The sequence below is a fragment of the Arthrobacter sp. 49Tsu3.1M3 genome (assembly GCF_900168135.1).
Taxonomy (GTDB): domain Bacteria; phylum Actinomycetota; class Actinomycetes; order Actinomycetales; family Micrococcaceae; genus Arthrobacter.
In genome coordinates this window covers 31,690-51,507 of the sequence record NZ_FUZD01000014.1, presented here as the reverse complement: position 1 = coordinate 51,507, position 19,818 = coordinate 31,690, and the positions used below count along the sequence as shown (strand labels likewise).

At 67.4% G+C, this 19,818-nt stretch carries 19 protein-coding genes; 8 read left to right on the top strand and 11 right to left on the bottom strand.

Annotated features, from left to right (window positions below):
• Positions 1 to 39: 39 nt before the first annotated feature.
• A complete protein-coding gene (locus B5X90_RS14600) occupies positions 40 to 2,592 on the top strand; it encodes an AMP-binding protein (protein ID WP_179129157.1) in 2,553 nt (850 codons plus the stop codon).
• A gap of 32 nt (positions 2,593 to 2,624) precedes the next feature.
• The gene (locus B5X90_RS21690) at positions 2,625 to 3,119 is read left to right on the top strand and encodes a hypothetical protein (protein WP_256860253.1); all 495 of its coding nucleotides are present in this window, start codon (positions 2,625 to 2,627) and stop codon (positions 3,117 to 3,119) included.
• 146 nt (positions 3,120 to 3,265) lie between these two features.
• Here B5X90_RS21690 and B5X90_RS14590 read toward each other — a convergent pair whose 3' ends face one another.
• The 3 genes from B5X90_RS14590 to B5X90_RS14580 all read right to left on the bottom strand — a co-directional run bounded on the left by B5X90_RS14590 (position 3,266) and on the right by B5X90_RS14580 (position 6,558).
• Positions 3,266 to 4,507: a cytochrome P450 gene (locus tag B5X90_RS14590; protein ID WP_079554251.1), complete on the bottom strand. Its 1,242-nt coding sequence runs from the start codon at positions 4,505 to 4,507 to the stop codon at positions 3,266 to 3,268.
• 54 nt (positions 4,508 to 4,561) lie between these two features.
• On the bottom strand, positions 4,562 to 6,193 hold the full coding sequence (locus B5X90_RS14585) for an FAD-dependent oxidoreductase (protein ID WP_079554249.1): 1,632 nt from the start codon (positions 6,191 to 6,193) through the stop codon (positions 4,562 to 4,564).
• A 158-nt stretch (positions 6,194 to 6,351) separates the two neighbouring features.
• Positions 6,352 to 6,558: a hypothetical protein gene (locus B5X90_RS14580; RefSeq protein ID WP_079554247.1), complete on the bottom strand. Its 207-nt coding sequence runs from the start codon at positions 6,556 to 6,558 to the stop codon at positions 6,352 to 6,354.
• Positions 6,559 to 6,700: 142 nt separating this feature from the next.
• Between B5X90_RS14580 and B5X90_RS14575 the strand changes: the two genes are divergently transcribed.
• Positions 6,701 to 7,489, top strand: a complete 789-nt coding sequence (locus tag B5X90_RS14575) for a GNAT family N-acetyltransferase (protein WP_079554245.1) — start codon at positions 6,701 to 6,703, stop codon at positions 7,487 to 7,489.
• Positions 7,490 to 7,516: 27 nt separating this feature from the next.
• On the opposite strand, the gene B5X90_RS14570 is transcribed toward B5X90_RS14575, so the two are convergent.
• Positions 7,517 to 8,959, bottom strand: coding sequence for an AAA family ATPase (locus B5X90_RS14570; RefSeq protein WP_079554242.1), 1,443 nt, complete (start codon positions 8,957 to 8,959; stop codon positions 7,517 to 7,519).
• A gap of 57 nt (positions 8,960 to 9,016) precedes the next feature.
• Entirely contained in the window at positions 9,017 to 9,775 is a 759-nt protein-coding gene (locus B5X90_RS14565) for a VOC family protein (protein ID WP_079554240.1), read from the bottom strand.
• A gap of 195 nt (positions 9,776 to 9,970) precedes the next feature.
• Here B5X90_RS14565 and B5X90_RS14560 point away from each other — a divergent pair, with 195 nt between their 5' ends.
• On the top strand, positions 9,971 to 10,294 hold the full coding sequence (locus tag B5X90_RS14560) for a hypothetical protein (RefSeq protein WP_143264769.1): 324 nt from the start codon (positions 9,971 to 9,973) through the stop codon (positions 10,292 to 10,294).
• Positions 10,295 to 10,743: 449 nt separating this feature from the next.
• On the opposite strand, the gene B5X90_RS14555 is transcribed toward B5X90_RS14560, so the two are convergent.
• The 4 genes from B5X90_RS14555 to B5X90_RS14540 all read right to left on the bottom strand — a co-directional run bounded on the left by B5X90_RS14555 (position 10,744) and on the right by B5X90_RS14540 (position 13,446).
• Complete coding sequence (locus B5X90_RS14555; RefSeq protein WP_079554236.1) at positions 10,744 to 11,244, bottom strand: DinB family protein; 501 nt, start codon at positions 11,242 to 11,244, stop codon at positions 10,744 to 10,746.
• Positions 11,245 to 11,311: 67 nt separating this feature from the next.
• Positions 11,312 to 11,974, bottom strand: coding sequence for an MBL fold metallo-hydrolase (locus tag B5X90_RS14550; RefSeq protein WP_079554234.1), 663 nt, complete (start codon positions 11,972 to 11,974; stop codon positions 11,312 to 11,314).
• Positions 11,971 to 13,056: an S-(hydroxymethyl)mycothiol dehydrogenase gene (locus B5X90_RS14545; protein ID WP_079554232.1), complete on the bottom strand. Its 1,086-nt coding sequence runs from the start codon at positions 13,054 to 13,056 to the stop codon at positions 11,971 to 11,973. The genes B5X90_RS14550 and B5X90_RS14545 overlap by 4 nt, the downstream gene beginning before the upstream one ends.
• A gap of 132 nt (positions 13,057 to 13,188) precedes the next feature.
• Positions 13,189 to 13,446 (bottom strand): mycoredoxin, encoded by a 258-nt coding sequence (locus B5X90_RS14540; protein ID WP_011692168.1) that lies wholly within the window; start codon positions 13,444 to 13,446, stop codon positions 13,189 to 13,191.
• 264 nt (positions 13,447 to 13,710) lie between these two features.
• Here B5X90_RS14540 and B5X90_RS14535 point away from each other — a divergent pair, with 264 nt between their 5' ends.
• The gene (locus tag B5X90_RS14535) at positions 13,711 to 14,457 is read left to right on the top strand and encodes an SOS response-associated peptidase (RefSeq protein ID WP_079554230.1); all 747 of its coding nucleotides are present in this window, start codon (positions 13,711 to 13,713) and stop codon (positions 14,455 to 14,457) included.
• Between the two features lie 66 nt (positions 14,458 to 14,523).
• Here the strand turns inward: B5X90_RS14535 and B5X90_RS14530 are convergent, their stop codons facing one another.
• The gene (locus tag B5X90_RS14530; RefSeq protein ID WP_079554228.1) at positions 14,524 to 14,946 is read right to left on the bottom strand and encodes a VOC family protein; all 423 of its coding nucleotides are present in this window, start codon (positions 14,944 to 14,946) and stop codon (positions 14,524 to 14,526) included.
• A 14-nt stretch (positions 14,947 to 14,960) separates the two neighbouring features.
• On the opposite strand from B5X90_RS14530, the gene B5X90_RS14525 reads away from it, so the two are divergent.
• The gene (locus tag B5X90_RS14525; protein WP_028277548.1) at positions 14,961 to 15,287 is read left to right on the top strand and encodes a chorismate mutase; all 327 of its coding nucleotides are present in this window, start codon (positions 14,961 to 14,963) and stop codon (positions 15,285 to 15,287) included.
• A 7-nt stretch (positions 15,288 to 15,294) separates the two neighbouring features.
• Here the strand turns inward: B5X90_RS14525 and B5X90_RS14520 are convergent, their stop codons facing one another.
• The gene (locus tag B5X90_RS14520) at positions 15,295 to 15,681 is read right to left on the bottom strand and encodes a hypothetical protein (protein ID WP_018773194.1); all 387 of its coding nucleotides are present in this window, start codon (positions 15,679 to 15,681) and stop codon (positions 15,295 to 15,297) included.
• 186 nt (positions 15,682 to 15,867) lie between these two features.
• Here B5X90_RS14520 and B5X90_RS14515 point away from each other — a divergent pair, with 186 nt between their 5' ends.
• Complete coding sequence (locus B5X90_RS14515; RefSeq protein WP_079554226.1) at positions 15,868 to 16,203, top strand: DUF6504 family protein; 336 nt, start codon at positions 15,868 to 15,870, stop codon at positions 16,201 to 16,203.
• A complete protein-coding gene (locus tag B5X90_RS14510; protein WP_079554224.1) occupies positions 16,200 to 19,712 on the top strand; it encodes a DNA polymerase III subunit alpha in 3,513 nt (1,170 codons plus the stop codon). Before B5X90_RS14515 ends, B5X90_RS14510 begins: the two co-directional genes overlap by 4 nt.
• Positions 19,713 to 19,818 lie beyond the last annotated feature (106 nt).

The window sequence follows — 19,818 nt, the reverse complement described above, 5'->3', positions numbered from 1 at the left end:
ATTTGGATTAGGTAAGCCTAATCTAATAACATCGTTCGGGTGACCACGCAGCTTGACTTCATGCGGGTGCCCTTTGCCGCCGATCTTGCGAGCTACGGGGACAGCCCTGCCATCCTCACCGACACCCTGGCAATGACGTACCGGGAGCTGGCGGAGCGGGTCGATGCCTTCGCCCTCCGTCTTGGCACCACGCGTCGCCTCGTGGCGCTCGCCGCGGCCAACGACCTCGACTCTCTGGTGGTCTATCTGGCGGCCCTGGCCGGCGGCCACCCGCTGATCCTCCTGCCGGAGGACAAGCCGGCCTCCTTGGAGTCCCTCGTTGCGGCCTACGACCCCGACGTCGTCGTCCAATCCGGCAACGGGCAGCTCCTGCTGGACGAACGCCGGGCCGGCACCCGCCACGAGCTCCACCCGGACCTCGCGCTCCTGCTCAGCACCTCCGGATCCACGGGTTCGCCCAAGCTCGTGCGGCTCTCGCATGCGAACCTGCAGGCCAACGCCGAGTCGATTGCCCAGTACCTGAATATCGGGCCCGACGACCGTGCCGTGACGACTTTGCCGATGTCCTACTGTTACGGGCTGTCCGTGATCAACAGCCACCTGCTCCGCGGCGCCGGGCTGGTCCTGACCGGCCTTTCCGTGGTTGATCCGTGCTTCTGGGAGCTCTTCCGACGCCGGGCAGCCACGTCCTTCGCGGCCGTTCCGTACACCTTTGAACTGCTGGAACGGGTCGGGTTCGCGGACATGGATCTGCCCAGCCTGCGCTACGTCACCCAGGCCGGGGGCCGGCTGGGGCCGGATTCGGTGCGGAAATACGCCGACCTGGGCCGCCGCAGCGGCTGGGAATTTTTCGTGATGTACGGCCAGACCGAAGCGACGGCACGGATGGCGTACCTGCCGCCTGAGCTGGCCGCCGACGTGCCGGGCGCGGTGGGTATCCCGGTGCCCGGCGGGGCCTTCCGGATCGACCCCGTGCCGGGGCTGGAACACGGCGAACTTGTCTACAGCGGCGCCAACGTCATGCTTGGCTATGCCGAATGCCCGGCGGACCTCGCCGCTGGCCGGACCGTCACGGAGCTGCGCACCGGCGATCTCGCCCGGCTGCACCCGGCGGGCGTCTACGAAGTGGTGGGCCGGCGCAGCCGGTTCGTCAAGATCGTGGGGCTGCGCGTTGACCTGGGGCAGGTGGAGCGGCTCCTGGCGGACCTTGGGGTGCAGGCGGCCAGCGCCGGGACGGACGACGGCGTCGTCGTCGCCGTTGAAGGCGAGCACGACACGCGCCTGTTGGGCAAGGTTCTCGCCCAGGGCATGGGGCTGCCGCGTGCGGCACTCGAGGTCCACGCCGTCGAACGGCTCCCGCGCCTGGCCACCGGCAAGCTCGACTACAGGGCTGTCCTGGCCCTGTCCGGGCCGAAACCAGGGCCAGCACGCGCCCCCGTGACGGAAACCGGCGCCCCGGACACCAGAGCTCCGGACAGCGTTCGGAAGATTTTCCAGGACGCTTTGGAGTGTGCCGACATCGCGCCCAGCGACACGTTCGTGTCCCTGGGCGGGGACTCACTGTCCTACGTGGCCGCGTCGGTGCGGCTGGAACAGGCCTTGGGCCATCTCCCGCCGGACTGGCACGTGACCCCGGTACGGGACCTGGAGCCTCGAACTGCGCCGGGCCGGACGCGTCGACGCTTCTTTGCGCCCGTGGAAACGAGCATCGTGCTGCGGGCCGTAGGGATCGTCCTGATCGTCGGCACGCACGTGGGGCTGTTCAGCTGGCAGGGTGCCGCCCACGTCCTCATGGCGGTGGCAGGCTACAACTTCGCACGCTTCCAGCTCGCCGGGAAGCGGGTCCCGCGGCTGCGGCGGCAGCTGTCCAGCGTGGCAAGAATCGTCGTGCCGAGCATGGCGTTCATCGCGGTGGCCTTCCTGATCACCGACAACTACGCGCCCGCCAATATCGTGCTGCTCAACGCCGTCCTCGGGCCGGAAGCGGTGACCACCCAGTGGCACTTCTGGTTCATCGAGATTCTCGTCTACCTGCTTCTCGTGGCGACGGCGCTGCTGGCCATTCCGTGGGCGGACCGGGCCGAGCGGCGGTTCCCGCTGCTCTTTCCGCTGGCGCTGACCGGTGTGGGGCTCCTGACCCGGTATGAGCTGGTGAACCCGGGAGTGCCGCACACGGCGCCTGCGCTCTGGCTCTTCGCAATGGGCTGGGCTATCGCACGGTCCCGGACCATCGCCCAGCGTTGCCTTGTCTCGGTCATTGCAGTCCTGACCGTTCCAGGATTCTTCGAGAACCCCGTCCGGGAGGCCACACTCCTCGCCGGGATCCTGCTGCTCATCTGGCTCCCCAGCATTCCTGTGCCACAGGTCCTCCGCCGCCTCATGGTGGTGCTCGCCAGCGCCTCCCTCTATGCGTACCTGGTCCACTGGGTGGTCTATCCGCCGCTGGCCGGGATCAGCCCCGCCGTGGCCGTCGCAGGCTCGCTGGCCGCGGGCGTGGCCTACTGGGCGCTCTGTATGCGCTTGATGGGGGCGGTCAACCGCCGGCGGGCAGGCTCCGGCAGCGATCCGGGTACGAATCCAGCACAACAGTAGGCGTCGACTGCTGTACCAGCGACACTGACGGCATGGTTTTCTGTCTGAAAGACGGCGGGCGGCGCCCCGCGGTCCGTGCCACGGCTGGCGCGTTGGTACTGGCTGCCTCGATATCGGGGTGCTCGTCCTCCACGGACGGGGAGCCGGAGCCGCCGTGCTTCCCGCCCGCCTATTCGCTCACCCCGACGACGGCCGCACCGGGGCAAAGCGTGACGGTGGCAGCCCCGGATGCTGGCTGCAACCCCCGTTACGGCAAGAATGCGCGCATCCAGGTGAGCGTCACCGACGCAACCGGGGTGGAAGTCGTGAATACCACCAGCGCCATGAACGACGCCGGCGGGTTCACCTACACGTTTGTCGCGCCCGCCCGGACAGCCGCGGGGGACGCCGCCGTAACCGCGGTGCCGTACAACATTGACTGGTGCGATGACACCGGCAGGAACAACCGCGTGGCGGGCGCTGCTGACGTCCGCCTGGAACGGGTGTCCTGTGTGGTGCCGATGAAGCCGCTGACCGTCACCCGTTGAAGCGCATTTGGAGCAGCTCCTGCTGGTCCTCAACGACACGCTGTCAACGGCCGCCGTGCTGGGGGCTGATGGCCCGGCCCGGCAGGGCCTCGCCCTGGCGCGGCAGTTGGTCGCCGCCGCATGCACCTAGCCCGACGGCTGCCCGATCATGGGCGGGCGAGGACGCCGTCGATGTCTACCGGGAGGTGGGAGGGGCCGCGCAGGAACGGGCTCGGCCGGTACGGCGGTGGATCCGAGACCAGCCGCGGGTTCTCCAGCCTGGTGGCGAATTCGGTGAGTGCGATCTGCGCTTCCAGCCGGGCCAGGGGCGCCCCGAAGCAAAGATGAACGCCGCCCCCAAAACCGAGGTGCTGGTTGTTGCGCCGGTCAGGGATGAAGAGCCCGGGGTCAGCGACGTGGGCGGGATCGCGGTTGCCCGCAGCCAGGACCAGGGTGAGGGAGGCACCGGCCGGAATGGTGGTGCCGGCGATGTCGATGTCGTCGAGGGCGGTGCGGAACGGGACGAAATGCACGGGCGGCTCGTAGCGGAGCAGCTCCTCGACCATCGGGATGGCCAGGCCGGGGTCAGCCCGCAGCCGCTGGAGCTCGGCCGGGTGGCGGAGCAAAGTCAGTACGCCGTTGGAGATGAGGTTCACGGTGGTTTCGTGTCCGGCGATGAGCAGGAGAAGCCCGGTGCCCACCAGCTGTTCGTCCGGCATGCGGCCCTCCGGTCCATCGTCGGTGGCCATCGCTGAAAGCAGGTCATTCCCCGGGGCCAGCCGGTGGGCGTCGACCAACTCTTGCATGAACGCACGCAGTTCCCTGCCGGCCTCAATCCTCTTCTTTTGCTGGGTTTCGGGATCGAGGCCGGGATCGGTCGACTGCAGAGCGAGGTCCACCCAGACCCGGAAGCGCTGTTCATCTCCCGGAGGCACGCCGAGGAGTTCGCAGATCACCGTGACGGGCAAGGGATACGCCAGATCATCGACGACGTCGATCCGGCTGCGGTCCGCCATGGCATCGACCAGGTCGGTGAAAATTTCCGCCATCCGCGCCTCCATCCCGGCCACCCTGCCAGGCGTCGTGGGCGGCCCGAAGTGCCGCATGGCGATCCGCCGGAACTTGTCGTGATCAGGGGGATCCATGCTGAGGAAAGTCGGCGTCATGCCGGCGCCGTCCCCGTCCTCACCGATGGTGGCGCCCGCCGCGGCGGCAGCCGGGTTGCGGGTTATGTCGGAGCTGACCCGTGGATCGTGCAGCAGGGCGGCGATCTCCGCGTAGGTGCTCACGAGATAGCTTCCGTCCGGAAGCCGTCTCACGGGGGTTTTGCGGAGTTCGTCGTAGAACGGATAGGGGTTAGCCCGGTTGGTGTAGTCGAGGATCTGCTCCCAGGTGCTGGGCTCGGCCATGGCGAAGGCTCCTTGGGTCGTGGGCCGGTCGCTGCCGGTCTCCGGTGCGGCGCTTTACGGGAGGCGGCGGTCGGTCAATCTGGCGCGCCGCTCATTGGGATAGTGACCGGTCACGACGACGGTCGCATCCTGGGTGGGGTTGGCGGCGGGCTGGAACCCGGCCGGCACCGGCTGCGCGTCGGCCGGCTCGTCAATATGGTGGAAAGACGGCGGGAATGGCGCCGCCTGGTCAATCAGCGGTTCATAGAAGTCAAGCCATTTGTTCTGGTTGAACGCCACTGCAGCCACGATGCGGCCCTTGTAGCCGTAAACGGCCAGGAACCGCCGGGATCCGACCGATCCCTGCACGATGGCGACCTCATCGGCGACCGAGGGCACGCCCACGCTCTTGATTTCGGTGCCGAACTGGACGGACCAGAATTTGGGCACAGCCAGGTGCGGCCAGCGTTCCGTTTCACCGCTCACCATATTGTGCGCTGCAACCTCGGCCTGGGAGACCGCGTTGCCCCAGTGCTCGACGGCGAGGAACTGGTAGCCGAACATCGGCTGCGGGGCGCGGGATACGTCACCGGCGACGAAGACGTCATCGGTGACCAGCCCGTTGACGTCGAAAGCGCGGCAGCCGGCGTCGCACGCGACACCCCACACGCCGCTCGCCAATCCGGAGCCGGCGAGCCAGTCACCGTTGCGAACGGTCCCGAGCGCGGCGACCGCGATGTCCACGTCAAGAGTCGTGCCATCGGAGAGGCGGGCGCGGCGCAGCTGTCCGCCGGCATCGCCTTCCAGTGAGACGACCCTGACGCCGCAGCGCAGATCCACGCCGTTCTCGATCTGCAGCGCGCCGGCAATGGCACCGATCACGCTGCCGAGCGCCGCGCCGAGCGGTGCCGGGCCAGCCTCCGCCACAGTGACCGGCAGGCCAAGTTCGCGGCAGACCGAAGCGACCTCGCAGCCGATAAACCCGGCGCCAATGACCAGGACCCGGCGGGGGCGCGCGGCCAGGAGCTGCCGAAGCGTTGCCGCGTCCTCCCGGGTCCGCAAGGTCAGCACGCCTGCCAGCGCCGCCTCCGCCGCGTTTGGCCAGGACCGGGCCCGCACGCCAGTGGCGATCAACAACTTGTCGAATCCGATCCGGCCGCCGTCGGCGAGATGCACGTGCCTGGCGGCGAGATCCAGACCCGTGGCCGCGACGCCCAGCCGCCAGTCGGCGTCGACTGGCCGGCGGCGCGGCAGCGACGTGTCGGCGGACCGCACCGACCCGGCCAGGACCTGTTTCGACAGCGGCGGCCGGTCATACGGCTCGTGCGTTTCCTCACCAATGAGAGTCAGCGAGCCCGTGAACCCTTCCTCGCGCAGCCGCTCCGCCGCGCGCAGCCCGGTCAGTGACGTGCCCACGATGACAATCCTGCCGGATCGAAGGAAAGCGCCCCCGTTGCCCCCGGCGGCGGCGGCCGTCCGCGGGGCGTCGTCGGGAGTCCGCGGCCTGTGCGGCTCCTCAAGGTGGTCGAGTCGGATGGCCTGGATGGGGCAGGCCGCGGCGGCCCGCCGGATCCTCGTGCGCTGCGCCTCGTCAGGGTCCGGGTCGTAGGTAAGTGCCTCGTCCCCCTGGATGGTGAAGACGTCCGGGGCGAGGAAGGCGCATTGTGCGTAACCCTGACACTTAGTGAGATCGACGACGAGCCTCATGCCGAACTTCTCCCTGTTTGCTCAAGCCAGTCGAGTCTAAGCCTCCCGGGCCGGCCGCGGAAGAGGCCTGCGGCCGGGCACGACGGGGATGCGGAGGCGACGGTGCGCGCCGGCTGGGTGCGGGCCTGCGCGCCGTCACGGTCAGGGACCCCGGGGCGCTAGAAGGCGTCGAGTCGGCGCCGCAGTGACATGATGCCCACAACGAGGCCGCCCCCGGCCGTTAGCACCAGGACCGCCACGTCCCGGCCCAGGTTGTCGGTCGACTGGTAGAGGATCGCGGCCTCCAGCGCATCCACTCCGCAGAAGGTCGGCGTGAAGTGCGCTATGGTCTGAATCCACCCGGGCAGGATGGCCGTATCGGTCATGCCCTAATCTCCTTGGGCCAGAGGTGCGGGAGCCGGCCGGCAGTTTCCTCGGGCGGCGCCACGGCTCCATGATGAAACTGGCCCGAACAAAACACAAGCGGTCCCGTCTACGCACCGCTGCGGCGCTGTACCTTGGAGGCCAATGACACTTTCACAGCAACTTCTCATGGCGTATGACCAGCAACTCCGAACAGATGCGGAGACCCCAAGTGCCATCGCCGTCGAGCACCTGGGCCCCCTGCGGCTGGTGACCTTCGCAGCCGGCAGCGGCTTCGTGACCTATCAGGACCTCGATGGGGCCAACGCCCTGACGATCGCGCAGTGGGTGGCCGAAGCGCTCGCGTTTTACCGCAGCGATCCCGCAATCGTGCGGGTCGAGTGGAAGACCCGTGGCCACGATCATGCGCCTGGACTCCACAGGGCACTGCTCGACAACGGATTTGAGCCTGGTGAGACCGAGTCAATCATGATCGGTCCGGCAAACGCCTTGACGGTGGACGTGCAGCTCCCGACCGGCGTCAGCCTGCGTCGAGTGGCCGAGGAACGGGACATCCGGGCCATGAGCGCGATGCAGGACGAGGTTTTCGGCGTTGATGTCTCCGACGGTAACGCCGACGCAATCCTGCACCGCATGGCGCTCGACGACGGCATGGAACTGTGGGTCGCCGAACACGAAGGACTGATCGTGAGCGCGGGCCGCCTGGAGCCGGTGCCGGATACGGAATTCGCGGGCATCTGGGGCGGGGCCACGCGTCCAGAATGGCGTGGCCAGGGTATTTACCGGGCCCTCACCGCCGCCCGGGCTCGAGCCGCGCTGACGCTCGGGAAGAGACTGATCCACAGTGACTCGACTGAATATTCGCGACCGATCCTGGAACGCTATGGATTGCTGCGGGTCTCAACGACCACCCCGTACCGGTGGCGGCGCTGAGGGCCCAAGCGCACCGGCGCGGTACGCCTAGCCCCCGGGATGGAAGGCCGCCGGCGGTCCGGGGAACGGTCCGCCCATGCCCTCAGGTTCGCCTCCGGCGCCGCTGCCGAGGAGACTTCGGGTGAGCGCGGCGCTGTCGGCCATCAGGTCATCCACAGCCTTCTGAAGATGATGGTCCGCCACCGGAACGCCGTCCAATGCGCCGGCAACCACCGCACGGCGGACGAGTTCGCGAGCGAACGAGGCGGTGGTTCCTTCGGTGCGGGCGGCTGCGTCTTCAATCGAGCTCGGGCTGAGGGGAATACCACGGGCATACAGTTTGATCAGCGCAACCCGCTCCGCCTGGGCAGGCATAGGAATTTCCACGGCCAGGTCTACACGGCCCGGACGCTGTGCCAGGGCGCGTTCCAGCATGTCCACGCGGTTGGTGGTGAGCACGAACGCCACGTCGGCGTCGCTGGCCAAACCGTCCATGGCGTCCAGCACCTCGAATAGCAGCGGCTGGGGTCCATGCCCGAAGCTGCGGTCCTCGGCGATGAGGTCGCAGTCCTCAAGGACCACAATCGAGGGCTGCAGCGCCCTGGCCATAGTGGCGGCTTCAGAGATCCTGGCGAGCGATCCCCCCGAAAGAAGGATTGCTGTGGCACCTTCGCTCCGGCTCAACAAATACCGCACCGTGTGCGTCTTGCCCGTCCCCGGCCTGCCGTAGAGCAGGACGCCGCGTTTGAGGTGCTGGCCGTACCTGACCAGAGACTCACGGTGCTCGGCGATACCTAAGGCGTGGTCCGACACCTTCTCCAGCAGGCCATCCGGCAGGATGACGTCCGACGCGGCAAGGACGGGCCGTGCATGGAAGGTCACCCCGGCCGCGCTGGGACCATACTCGCCCATCACCAGGGAAATGATCTGTCCCTTGAGCACGCTCCGGTGCTGCATCCGACGGCGGAACTCTGAGAGGAAGCGTGCGGCCTTATCTGTAGCGCCGGCCAAAACCTCAAGGGACGCTGACTGCCGGCCATACCGGGGGTTGGCGTCCCGCTGCAGCACGGCGATGGGACTGCCGCCATGGCTGAATAGCCAGAGCCCCAGTGCCACGGCTTGCCGTTGTTCGTCCGGCCCGACAGCGAGGTTGGCGTAGTCCGGCTGTGACAGGGGGAACTGCGGATATAGCTGGGACTGCCGCAACATGTCGCTCAGAGAGTGATGGTGGCGTTGGTCGCCGCCGCCGATGCCCACGAGCCGGAACTCAGGATCCTCTGCGGCGAGCTCTTCCATCAGGATGTCCGCGTCCACGAATCGGTGCGGCGGAATCTCCTCAACCACGACTGACACAGATTCGGCCTGGACCGCCAGATGCCCGGTGAGCGTAGTCAGCAGCTGGGTTCCTGGTTGCCCCCGACGCTGCCCGGACTGCGCAAGCTCCACGAGCCGCGCGAAATCGTCGATGAACTTCCCCAAAATTTCATCCATGGGCTGACCCTACCAGCGCCCGAAATCGGGTGTGGTGCTCATGCCCTCCAGCAAGCGTCAGCCGGTGGCCGCGCTGACCGCGATGGTCCCGCCCTGGGGGTCCCTGATCACTGCGCTGCGGAAACCCGGCGAGTCCGTGGGTGCCATCAAGATGCCGCCGCCCAGTGTCACGGCCTGCCGGGCAATGGCGTCCGCGTCGCGGACGGCGAAATTGACGCTCCAATGCGGCGGGACCGTGACGCCGTCCGTGGCTGACACCACGGCCACTACCCGGCCGGAGCGGAGCCACCGCGAGAAGGGGGCGTCCGCGACGGGTTCGAGTTCCCAGTCGAACATTGCACGGTAGAACGCCTGGGCCCGCCCGACATCTGTGGTGTGCAGCGAGCTCATGGCCCAGGAATTCGGCTCATTGGCCAGCTGGGCGCCGTCGTTCCCTTCTGCCCGCCGCAGGCAGAACGGGATGCCGGTGGCATCGGCGAGCACAGCAATACGGTCATCCGGGCCGGCACCAAACGGCGCCAGGCGCTTGCCCCCCGCCCGCTCGGCACGAGCCAAGGCTTCCCCGACGTCTACGACACGCACGTGGGTGAGCCACCCCGGCGGCGATTGCGGCGGCGCCTGTCCGATGCCGGCCACCAGCTGACCGCGGAGGCGCGCAGCGTGGTAGTAGCCGTCGAGACCGGACGGCATCGGAACGGGGTCGTCGAAAGTCCAGCCGAAGAGCAGACCGTAGAAGTCCCTGGCCGCCCGGGGGTCGGGCTGCCAGGTATCGACCCAGCAGGGAGCACCGACTGAGGAGGTATCCCGCGCTGTCATTGAAACCCTTTCTCCGGGGCCCGTTACGCCGCGAACATTGTTTCCCAAGACCGCGGAGTGGATCAAGACCCAACTGGCGATTCCGGCGAGGCAAACTGCCGAATCTCCATGACCGAGGGGAAATCACCGTCGCGCGGGAAACCTGACACCCGTGCGGTAGGCTCGCCAACATATTTCTGGCCAATTGGGGGAACCATGAATAAAGCAATGAAAACTGGAATTGCAGCCATGGCGCTCACGCCACTTCTCGCGCTGGGGCTGTCCGCCGCATCCGGAACATCGAAATCCGGTCCTGCCGGCACGGCAGTTGATGCCCCGGATCATCCAGAGTGCTACAACGAGGCCAGGCTGAACGATCCGAATGACTTCTGTTACCGAACGATGGGGTCGTGGAACAGCACCCGGTCCTCTGACGAGGAAGTCCGGAGCGTGATGTCCGTTGAGCGAATGGTGAGGGCCGGCAAGACCGTTCAAGAGATCCAGCGTTACTACCCGGAATACGCCCCGTCCACGAAATGAGGGCCAGGTCATCGGGCGTTTGACCCCATCCGCAACCCACATCATGTCTGGACTGTGGTCCCTACAAACACCGTCGGCCCTGGAGACGGTGAGCGACGGACCACGGGGGATACCGGCCGGAATAGCCGCATATTAATTGTTACTCTTTTTTCCTTTTGTGCGGCAAATGCAATTGCTATTCTGAATTTGGTCAGGCAGAGGCTGCAAACTTCGTTGCGGGAGTTCCTATCTCATGGCCACCAGAGTCGTTGTCCCAGGCAGTGCTGCAGTCCCGGTCACGGCGTTCGCCTTTAGATCGGGTACGCCAGAGCCTGAGCCCGGGTTTCCCTAGACCAGCGCGGATGCGGCCCTGTGAAAACCAATCGGGGGTGGCCGCATCCGCGCTCACCAGCACCCATGGTTCAATGCCGTTCTTCTGGTTTAGAACCTTGACCGGGCGGCCTTTGCCGTCAGGTTCGCGCAGCGAGGATCTGCTCGCGCAGAATGTCCGCGTGGCCCCAGTGTTGGGCGAGTTCCCTGAGCATGTGCAGGTAGACCCACCGCAACGGCAGCGGGCCGCGCCGGTTGCCCCTGACAAGGTCGTCAAGGCCGAGGGAAGCGGCCCGACGGCGTGAGTCCCCGCAGGCCTGGAGGTAGGCTGCCTGAAGGCCCGCGATCGTGTCGTCGTCCGCCAGGATGAACGATTCGTCGGGGGTGGCCGGGATGCCGATCTCCGCCCGGGGCCGGCGCGTGATGGCCTCGTCAAACCAGACCTTCTCCACGAAGGCGGCGTGCTTGACCAGTCCCAGGAGGGTGGTCCGCGACGGCACCAGCGAGGCCCGGGCCTCCTCTTCGGTGAGCCCGTCCAGGCAGGCGTGCAGGTCCGCACGATGCTCATCGAGGAATGCATCGAACTGGGTACGCAGGTCCGCGGCCAGTGTTGCCGGATCCATGCTGGGGCGAGAGCTCATGGGCCCACATCCTATGGCGGAAAAGGCCGGTCCGGAAGCAGCGGACCGGCCTTTTCCGTGGACGCGGTCAGTGGCCGCGGGCGATCCATTCCTCAAGGTGCGGTGCTTCGGCGCAGATCGTCGTGGGATCCCCGTGGCCGGTCCGGACCGTCGTGTCGGCCGGGAGCGGAAGGAGCCGGGTCCGGATGGACTCGATGATGGTCGGGAAATCGCTGAAGGAACGGCCAGTCGCCCCGGGGCCACCCTGGAACAGCGTGTCCCCGCTGAACACAGTTTTTTCGCTAAGCACGGTGCCCTCGCTCTCGAGAAGGAAGCACACGGACCCGGGCGAGTGGCCGGGGGTGTGCAGTGCCACGAGCCTTGCCCCTGCGACGTCGAACGTGTCGCCGTCGGCAATGGCGTGGTCAGGCTCGGTGCCGGGGAACACCCGCTCCCACAGCATCCAGTCGTCCCGGTGCAGGTACACGGGCGCGTTCACGAGCGCCCGGACCTCGCCCACGGCGCTGATGTGGTCATCGTGGCCGTGCGTGAGCAGGATTGCCGTGACCTTCCTGCCCGAGACGGCCGCGGCCACAGCGGCGGGATCGTGGGCCGGGTCGATGATGACGCATTCGGCGTCGTCCCCGAGGATCCAGACGTTGTTCTCAACATCCCAGGTGCCGCCGTCGAGGGAAAACGTCCCGGAGGTCACCAGCCGGTCGATCCGGATGCCCGCAGGGCCGGCGTTCACAGCTCCACCACTGAGCGCAACACGGCGCCGGCGTGCATCTTCGTGAAGGCTTCCTCGATCTGGTCGATCGTGATCCGCTCCGTCACGAAGGCGTCCAGGTCCAGCTTGCCCTGCCGGTAGAGGCTGATGAGCATGGGGAAGTCACGCGAAGGCAGGCAGTCGCCGTACCAGGAGGACTTCAGCGAGCCGCCGCGGCCGAACACATCCAGCAGCGGCAGTTCCAGGGTCATCTCGGGGCTCGGCACACCCACCAGGACCACCGTGCCGGCGAGGTCCCGGGCGTAGAAGGCCTGCTTGTATGTTTCCGGGCGGCCGACGGCGTCGATCACCACATCGGCGCCGAAACCGCCGGTCAGTTCGCGGATCGCTTCAACGGGGTCGACGGCGGCGGAGTCCACCGTGTGGGTGGCGCCGAGGTCCTTGGCGCGCTGGAGCTTCTTGGCGTCGATGTCGACGGCGATCACGGTGGTGGCGCCGGCGAGCGCCGCGCCGGCGACGGCCGCCGTGCCGACTCCGCCGCAGCCGATCACGGCGACCGAATCGCCGCGCTGGACGTTTCCGGTGTTGATCGCCGCGCCGATGCCTGCCATGACGCCGCAGCCGAGCAGGCCGACGGCGGCGGGATCGGCGTCGTCGTCCACCTTGGTGCACTGGCCGGCCGCTACGAGGGTCTTTTCGGCGAAGGCGCCGATGCCCAGCGCGGCCGTCAGCTCCGTGCCGTCCTCCAGCGTCATTTTCTGGGTGGCGTTGTGGGTATTGAAGCAGTACTGCGGCTGGCCCCGGCGGCAGGCGCGGCACTCGCCGCAGACGGCCCGCCAGTTCAGCACCACGCGGTCCCCGGGGGCGACCTCGGTGACATCAGGTCCCACGGCGCTGACAACGCCGGTGGCCTCGTGGCCGAGCAGGAAGGGGAAGTCGTCGTTGATGGCACCCTGTTTGTAGTGCAGATCGGTGTGGCAGACACCGCAGGTGAGGATGTCCACGAGGGCCTCGCCGGGGCCCGGGTCCGGCACCAGGATCGTCTCCAGGGTGACGTCGGCATTCTTGGAACGGACTACTGCGGCTTTGACCTTATGGACCATGAAACAAGCTCCTCTGCTCTGGAACGCGGATTGCTGGCACAACTTACTGGTTGCTGGCACAACGGGCGGCGGCGCGGCCCTTGGGAGGCCGCGCCGTCGTGGTGTGGTGGTGTCCTAGGACGCAGGAAGGGCCTAGGCGGCGAGCCGGCTCTTGACCTCAGCTGCGGAGGGATTGGTGGCGGCGGTGCCGTCGGGGAACAGCACGGTGGGGACGGTGCGGTTGCCTCCGTTGAGCTGCTCGACGAGATCGGCCGTGCCTTCGACTTCCTCGATGTTGATCTCGGTGTACCCGATGCCCTGCGCGTCCAGCTGCTTCTTCAGCCGGTTGCAGTAGCCGCACCACGTGGTCGAAAACATGGTGATGGTGCCGGATTCGGGGGTGAAGTCCACGAAGTTCTCCTCAAGCTGGTGGTTGGGGCCGGCGTGTCGGGCCGGGCGCCCACTGAAGTCGTACGTCACTGCCAACAACCGTACCCCGCAGCCCGCTATTCCCGCAGGCGCGTTACCCACGATGGCGTCGGACGCGAATTCGCGGGAAAGCGGCGGAGTCGCCGCAAAGCTCCGGCGAATTCGCAGGTTTCCGGCGACCTCGGGCGGGCTCGGCCGGGAGGGTGGGCGGATGACATGGGATGGGTGCGGTGGCATGCTGGTGCCATGTGTGGACGCTACGTGATGGCCCGGGCCGTCGGAGACCTGCTGGCCGAGTTCGATGCCGCGCTGGAGGATGAGATCGCGATTCCGCCGTCGTGGAACGTGGCCCCGACGGCGGATGTGCCGATCCTGCTCGAACGCCTTGTGGAGGGAGAGCCGGTCCGCCAACTGCACATTGCGCGCTGGGGCCTGGTGCCGTCCTGGGCCAAGGACCCGGGCATCGGGTCCAAGATGATCAATGCCCGCAGCGAGACCGTGCTGGAGAAGCCCGCCTTCCGGAAAGCGACCCGCGCCCGTCGCTGCGCCGTCCCGGCGGATGGCTATTACGAGTGGAAGGGTGAGGGCCGCACCAAGCAGCCCTACTATGTCCATCCCAAGGACGGACGCCCCATTGTTTTCGCTGGGCTCTATGAGTGGTGGCGGGACCCGTCCAAGGCGGAGGGCGACCCGGAGCGCTGGATGCTCTCGACCTCGATCATGACCACCGACTCGCCGCCGGAGGGCTACGCCGGGGGGATGCTGGCCGAGCTGACCGCGCTGCACGACAGGGTTCCGCTGCCCATGAACCGCGAGACCATGCAGACCTGGCTGGACCCGCAGGCCGATGACGCGGCCGGGCTCGTGGATCTGGTCCGGGCCGGGGCGCACGACGTCGCGGAAGGCTGGACGATCGACGCCGTCGGCACTGCCGTCGGGAACGTCAGGAATGACTCGCCGGAACTCATCCAGCCGGTGGGGAGCCTGTTTTAGCGGGTGCCCCGGCCTGTCTGGCGGCTGCCCGGCGCTGCCCCGGCATGGGGCGCTGGCCACCTGAGGTTAGAGCGTTACTTTGCCGCCGCCGTCGACCGACCAGTCGGGGTTGAACGCGACTTCCCAGCGGTAGCCGTCGGGATCGGCGAAGTAGCCGGTGTAGCCGCCCCACGGCTGGGTCTTCGGCGCTGCAACGATGCGGGCTCCCGCGGTCTCGGCTTCGGCCATCACCCGGTCGACGTCCGCCGTGCCGGCCAGGTTGTGGCTGAGCGTGATGCACGCAATGCCGGCAGGGGGATCGGTGGCCGCCTCGGACTGCATTTGACCCGCGTCCCAGAGCGAGAGGATGAGGCCGTGGTTGACCTGGATGAAGAGCACCTCCCCGGGGACTTCCCGGTGGACCGGCCATCCGAGGCCATCGACGTAGAAGCGGCGAGAGGCGTCAACACTGCGGACACCTAGCGATATGAAGTCGACTCGTGGCTGCATCTTTCGATACTGTCATGCACATGCCCACAAATCACGCAGACGACAAGGCCGCCCAGGCCGACCGCGAACAGCTCGCCGCCGTGCGGGTGGCTGTTGACGAGGTGGACGAGCAGATCGTGTCCTTGATCGGGCGCCGGGAACGGCTGATCCGGATCGCCGGGACCCTCAAGGCGGACAGCGCCGAGGTCCGTGCGCCCGGGCGTGTGGAGCGGGTCATCGAACACGTCCGCGCCACGGCGGAAAAGAAGGACATCGACGTCGAACTAGTCGAGAAGACCTACCGGGCGATGATCGATGCCTTCATCACGCTCGAGCTGGAAGTGTATAAGTCCAGCTCCTAGAAGTTGCCTAGAGGGCTTCTTCGACAGGCACGTTGGCCTGGTAGTCCCGGCCGTCACAATCGCTGAAGGCCGTCATGAGATGGCCCTTGGGCAGGCCAAGCACAGTCGCGATGGGGAAGTTTCCCGTGATGGTGTTTCCTGAGTGTTCCACGCCTTTGAGGTCGAAGTTCTCTTCCGTGCCGTCATGGTTGAAGTAGTAGAAGGACACGGCCTCGCCGTTCATGAACTCAATGCCCAGTCTGCGCTGATGGGAGTAGTCCGGCCCGGCTGCCAGCAGGCCCACCACGTAGGCGCCCTGCCCCGGGATATTTCCGTCTATATCGAAGGTCGCCACCAAGGTTGAATTCTTGGCGGCGATCTTTACGTGCTTCAGGAGTGCGATATGGGAGCTCATGGCTCAATCCTGCTACCTGTGCAATCGTCCGTCCACCCCCGATCTGGGTTTTGCCGGCTCCGCGGCGTAGACTCTATTTATTCGAAGATATGTTCGAATAAACTCATTGCTTTGAAAGCGGAATGGACGTAGGAAGTCGAAGCGGGAACTGGGCCGGCTCCAGCCCGGACTGGGTCGGGAGGCAACGTGGGCATTTTCAGCGAGTCCGTGGATGTCGTCTGCACGCCTTCCGGCCAGCCACTGCGCCTCGACTGGGCCGGCCGGCGCTACACGGTCTGCGCGGATCCCGTCCGCTGGTACGAACGCCGCCAGTGGTGGGCCGAGGAACGCCGGGCGCCACTCGGAAGCGGGGCGGGCCTGGTGGATCACGAGATCTGGCGGGTCCAGGTGCGTGCGGCCGGGGATCATGCCGCGGAGTCCACCCTCACCCTTGACCTGACCCGGCATGTCGGCAGCGGCCGGTGGCGGCTCCTGAAGATCCACGACGCCCTGCAGCCCCTCCGGAAGCCCGAATCAGCATGACCTTCACCCATCTGCACGTCTCCACCGCGTTCAGCGCCCACTACGGCGTCTCCTGGCCGGATGAGCTTGCGGCTGCGGCCGCCGCAGACGGCGCCACCGCACTGGCCTGTACGGACCGTGACGGCCTGTACGGGACCGTCAAGCACCTGAAGGCGTGCATGGCCGCCGGGCTGGATGCAATCGTCGGGGTGGACCTTGCGGTCTTTGACGACGACGGCGACCACCGCACCCAGCTCGGGGGACGCGTCGTCGTGCTGGCGCACGGACGCAACAACGGTGCGGGCTACCGGGCGCTGTGCCGGCTGATCTCCGACGCCCACGCCCGCACCACGGGCAAGGCCGGGGGAGTAGTGCCGGTGGCGGTCACCCGGGCGGAACTGGCCTCCCGCACCCTGCACCCGGAAACCCTGAAGCCGGTCCTGACAGTGCTGATCGGCCCGGACTCCGACGTCGGCCGGGCCATGGGCGGCCGGCGCTACCTGCGGCCCCGCACCCTGTTCAAACGCTGGCTGGACGCCATGCCCCCCGGAACGCTGGCGGCAGAGGTGGTGTCCCAGCTCAGCCCGCCCGGGGAACCGCTGAGCACCGCGCACGCGGTGCGCATGCTCAAACTCGCCGCAGAACACGGGGTGCCCGCCGTGTTGAGCAACGCCGTGCGGTACGTGGCTGAGGACGGCGCGGCCACCGCCGATGTGCTGGACTCGGCCCGGACGCTGAAATCCCTCCCCGAGCTCTCCGCCGCCCCGCTGCTGCAGCCCAACGGGCAGGGCTGGCTCAAATCGGCGGCCCGGATGCTGCAGCTGGGCAAGGAGATCATCCACGCCGCCGGCTACGGCACAGCGGACCTCAAGCGGCTCCTGGCCCAGACCGAGGCGCTCGCGGACCGCTGCCGCATGGATCCTGAAGCCGACATGGGCTGGAAACAGCCCGTGGTCCCGGAGGCCTCGGTGATCGGGATCGACGGCGACGCGCTCGCCGAACTTACCCTGCGGTGTGAGGCCGGCATCGGCCGCCGCTTCCCGGGCATTTCCGGGCAGCGGGAACAGCAGCTGCGGGCCAGGTTGGAACACGAGCTCCGGATCATCGACTCGCTGGGCTTCGCCTCGTATTTCCTGACCGTCGCAGAGGTCTCCCGGATGATCCTGGCACTGGGCGTCCGGGCGGCCGCGCGCGGTTCGGGGGCCTCCAGCCTGGTCAACTACCTGATCGACATCAGCCAGGTGAACCCGCTCCAGCACGACCTCATTTTTGAACGCTTCCTCTCCCGCGACCGTGCCACGCTGCCGGACATCGACATCGACGTCGAAAGCGCCGAACGGCACAACGTCTACCGGAAGATCTTTGAGCGCTTCGGAGCCGAACGCGTCACGCTGATGAGCATGCAGAACGGTTACCGCGCCCGCGGTGCCGTGCGCGACGCCGGCCTGGCCCTGGGCATGGACGACGGCGAGGTCGGGGAAATCGCCAAGCAGCTGTGGCGGTTCTCGGCCCGGCACTTCCGCGAAGCCCTCGTGGAGAAACCCGAGCTGAAGGAATTCGCGGACCGGGTGGAGCAACGCGGCTACTTCGAGAACCAGCAGCTGGACCTGCTGGTGGACCTCACGGAGCGGCTGGACCGGCTGCCCCGCCACATCTCCATGCACCCTTGCGGCGTCATCCTCGGCGACGCCACCCTGCTGGACCGCACCCCCGTGCAGCCCAGCGGCCTGGGGTTGCCCATGAGCCAGTTCGACAAGCACGACATGGACCCCATGGGCATGCTCAAACTCGATGTCCTGGGCGTCCGGATGCAGAGCGCCATGGCCTTCGCCGTCCGGGAGGTGATCCGGCTCCACCCCTCCAAGGCCGAGGTGATGGCCGCCGGTGCGCATCCGGCCGGGCCGGACGGGACGGGGCCGGATTACATCTCAGTGGACGGGCGCATCGACCTCAACGCGGTCCCGCTCGATGACGAGCCAACCTATGAACTGATCCGCAGCACCCACACCCTGGGCTGCTTCCAGATCGAGTCCCCTGGCCAGCGCGAACTGATCGGCAAGTTGGCCCCCCGGGAATTCAACGATCTCATCATTGACATCTCGCTGTTCCGCCCGGGTCCGATGAAATCCGACATGGTCCGGCCCTTTCTGGAGCACCGGCACGGATTCGCCCCCGAGGTCTACCCGCATCCCGACCTCAAGCCTGTCCTGAAAGAGACCCACGGGGTCACGGTCTTCCACGAACAAATCCTCAAGACCTTCGACGTCATGACCGGGTGCGGGCTGGCGCGGGCCGACGAGTTCCGCCGTGCGCTGGGCAATGAAGTGCTTGAAGCCAGGGTTGAGGAGTTCTTCCGGAAGGAGGCGCGTGCCCGGAACTACAGTCCCGAAGTGGTGGACAAGGTCTGGGGCACGCTGAAGGCCTTTGGCAGCTTCGGGTTCTGCAAGGCTCACGGAGCCGCCTTCGCCGTGCCCACCTACCAGTCGGCCTGGCTGAAAGCGCACCACCCGGAGGCGTTCCTCGCCGGGCTGTGGGAACACGACCCTGGAATGTACCCCAAACGCCTGCTCGTGGCCGAGGCCCGCCGGCTGGGGATCCCCATCCTTCCCCTCGACATCAACCGGAGCCAGGCCGAGTACCGGGTGGAGCGTGTGGAATCCGGGCCGGACCGGGGCAGGCTGGGCATCCGGCTGAGCCTGAACGGCATCTTCGGACTCTCCGGCGCCGAGCTGAAACGGATTGTGGCCGGCCAGCCCTACGACTCCCTGGCGGACCTGCGCGCCAGGTCTCGGCTCAGCCGGCCCAGCATCCAGCGGCTGGCCCAGCTGGGCGCGTTCGATTCGCTGCACCGGGCGTCCGGGGGAGCCGCCAACCGGGCGGACCTGGTCCAGCACCTGCAGAAACTCCAGGCCCGCCCCCTCCGGAAGGGCGTGGAGGTCATTGAGGGCCAGCTGGCGTTGCCGCTGGGGGACGTGGAGCTGACGAACCTCAAGGCGGCACTGCCCGCGCCCAGCATGGTGGACAACGTCCGGGCGGAACTGGACCTGATGGCCGTGGACGTCAGCGAGCACCTCATGACCAGCCACCGCCCGCTGCTGGACCGGCTGGGCGTCACCACCGCGGACAAGTTGCTGGGACTGCGCAACGGCACGGAGGTGCTGGTTGCCGGGGTCCGGGTGGCCACCCAGACACCGCCCATGCGGGGCGGCCGGCGGGTGGTGTTCATCAGCGTCGACGACGGCACGGGCTGCGTGGATTCGGTGTTCTTCCACGAGGCGCAGGAGCAGTCCGGACCCTTGCTGTTCGGCACCCGCCTGCTTTTGATCCGCGGCACCACCCGCCGGACCGGGCCGCGGGGGATCAGCATCAGCGCCTCCATGGCCTGGGACCTCAGCCGCCCGGAGACCCTCCCGTTCCCGGCGTCGGCTCCCGGCGCCACCGGCCGGCAGGAGCCTTACCTGGCCGGCCCCCTGTCCAGCCCCCTGGACGGGATCAGCAGGAACCTCGCCATCACCGGGCTGGGCGGCTGACCGGCCATCGGCGTGTCCACCGTTGCGCTCGTGGCGCGTTGGTTGGCCTCTGGAGAAACCGATAGCATGGACGAGGCTGGCTGTGGTCCCCGTACGCCACAAGCTA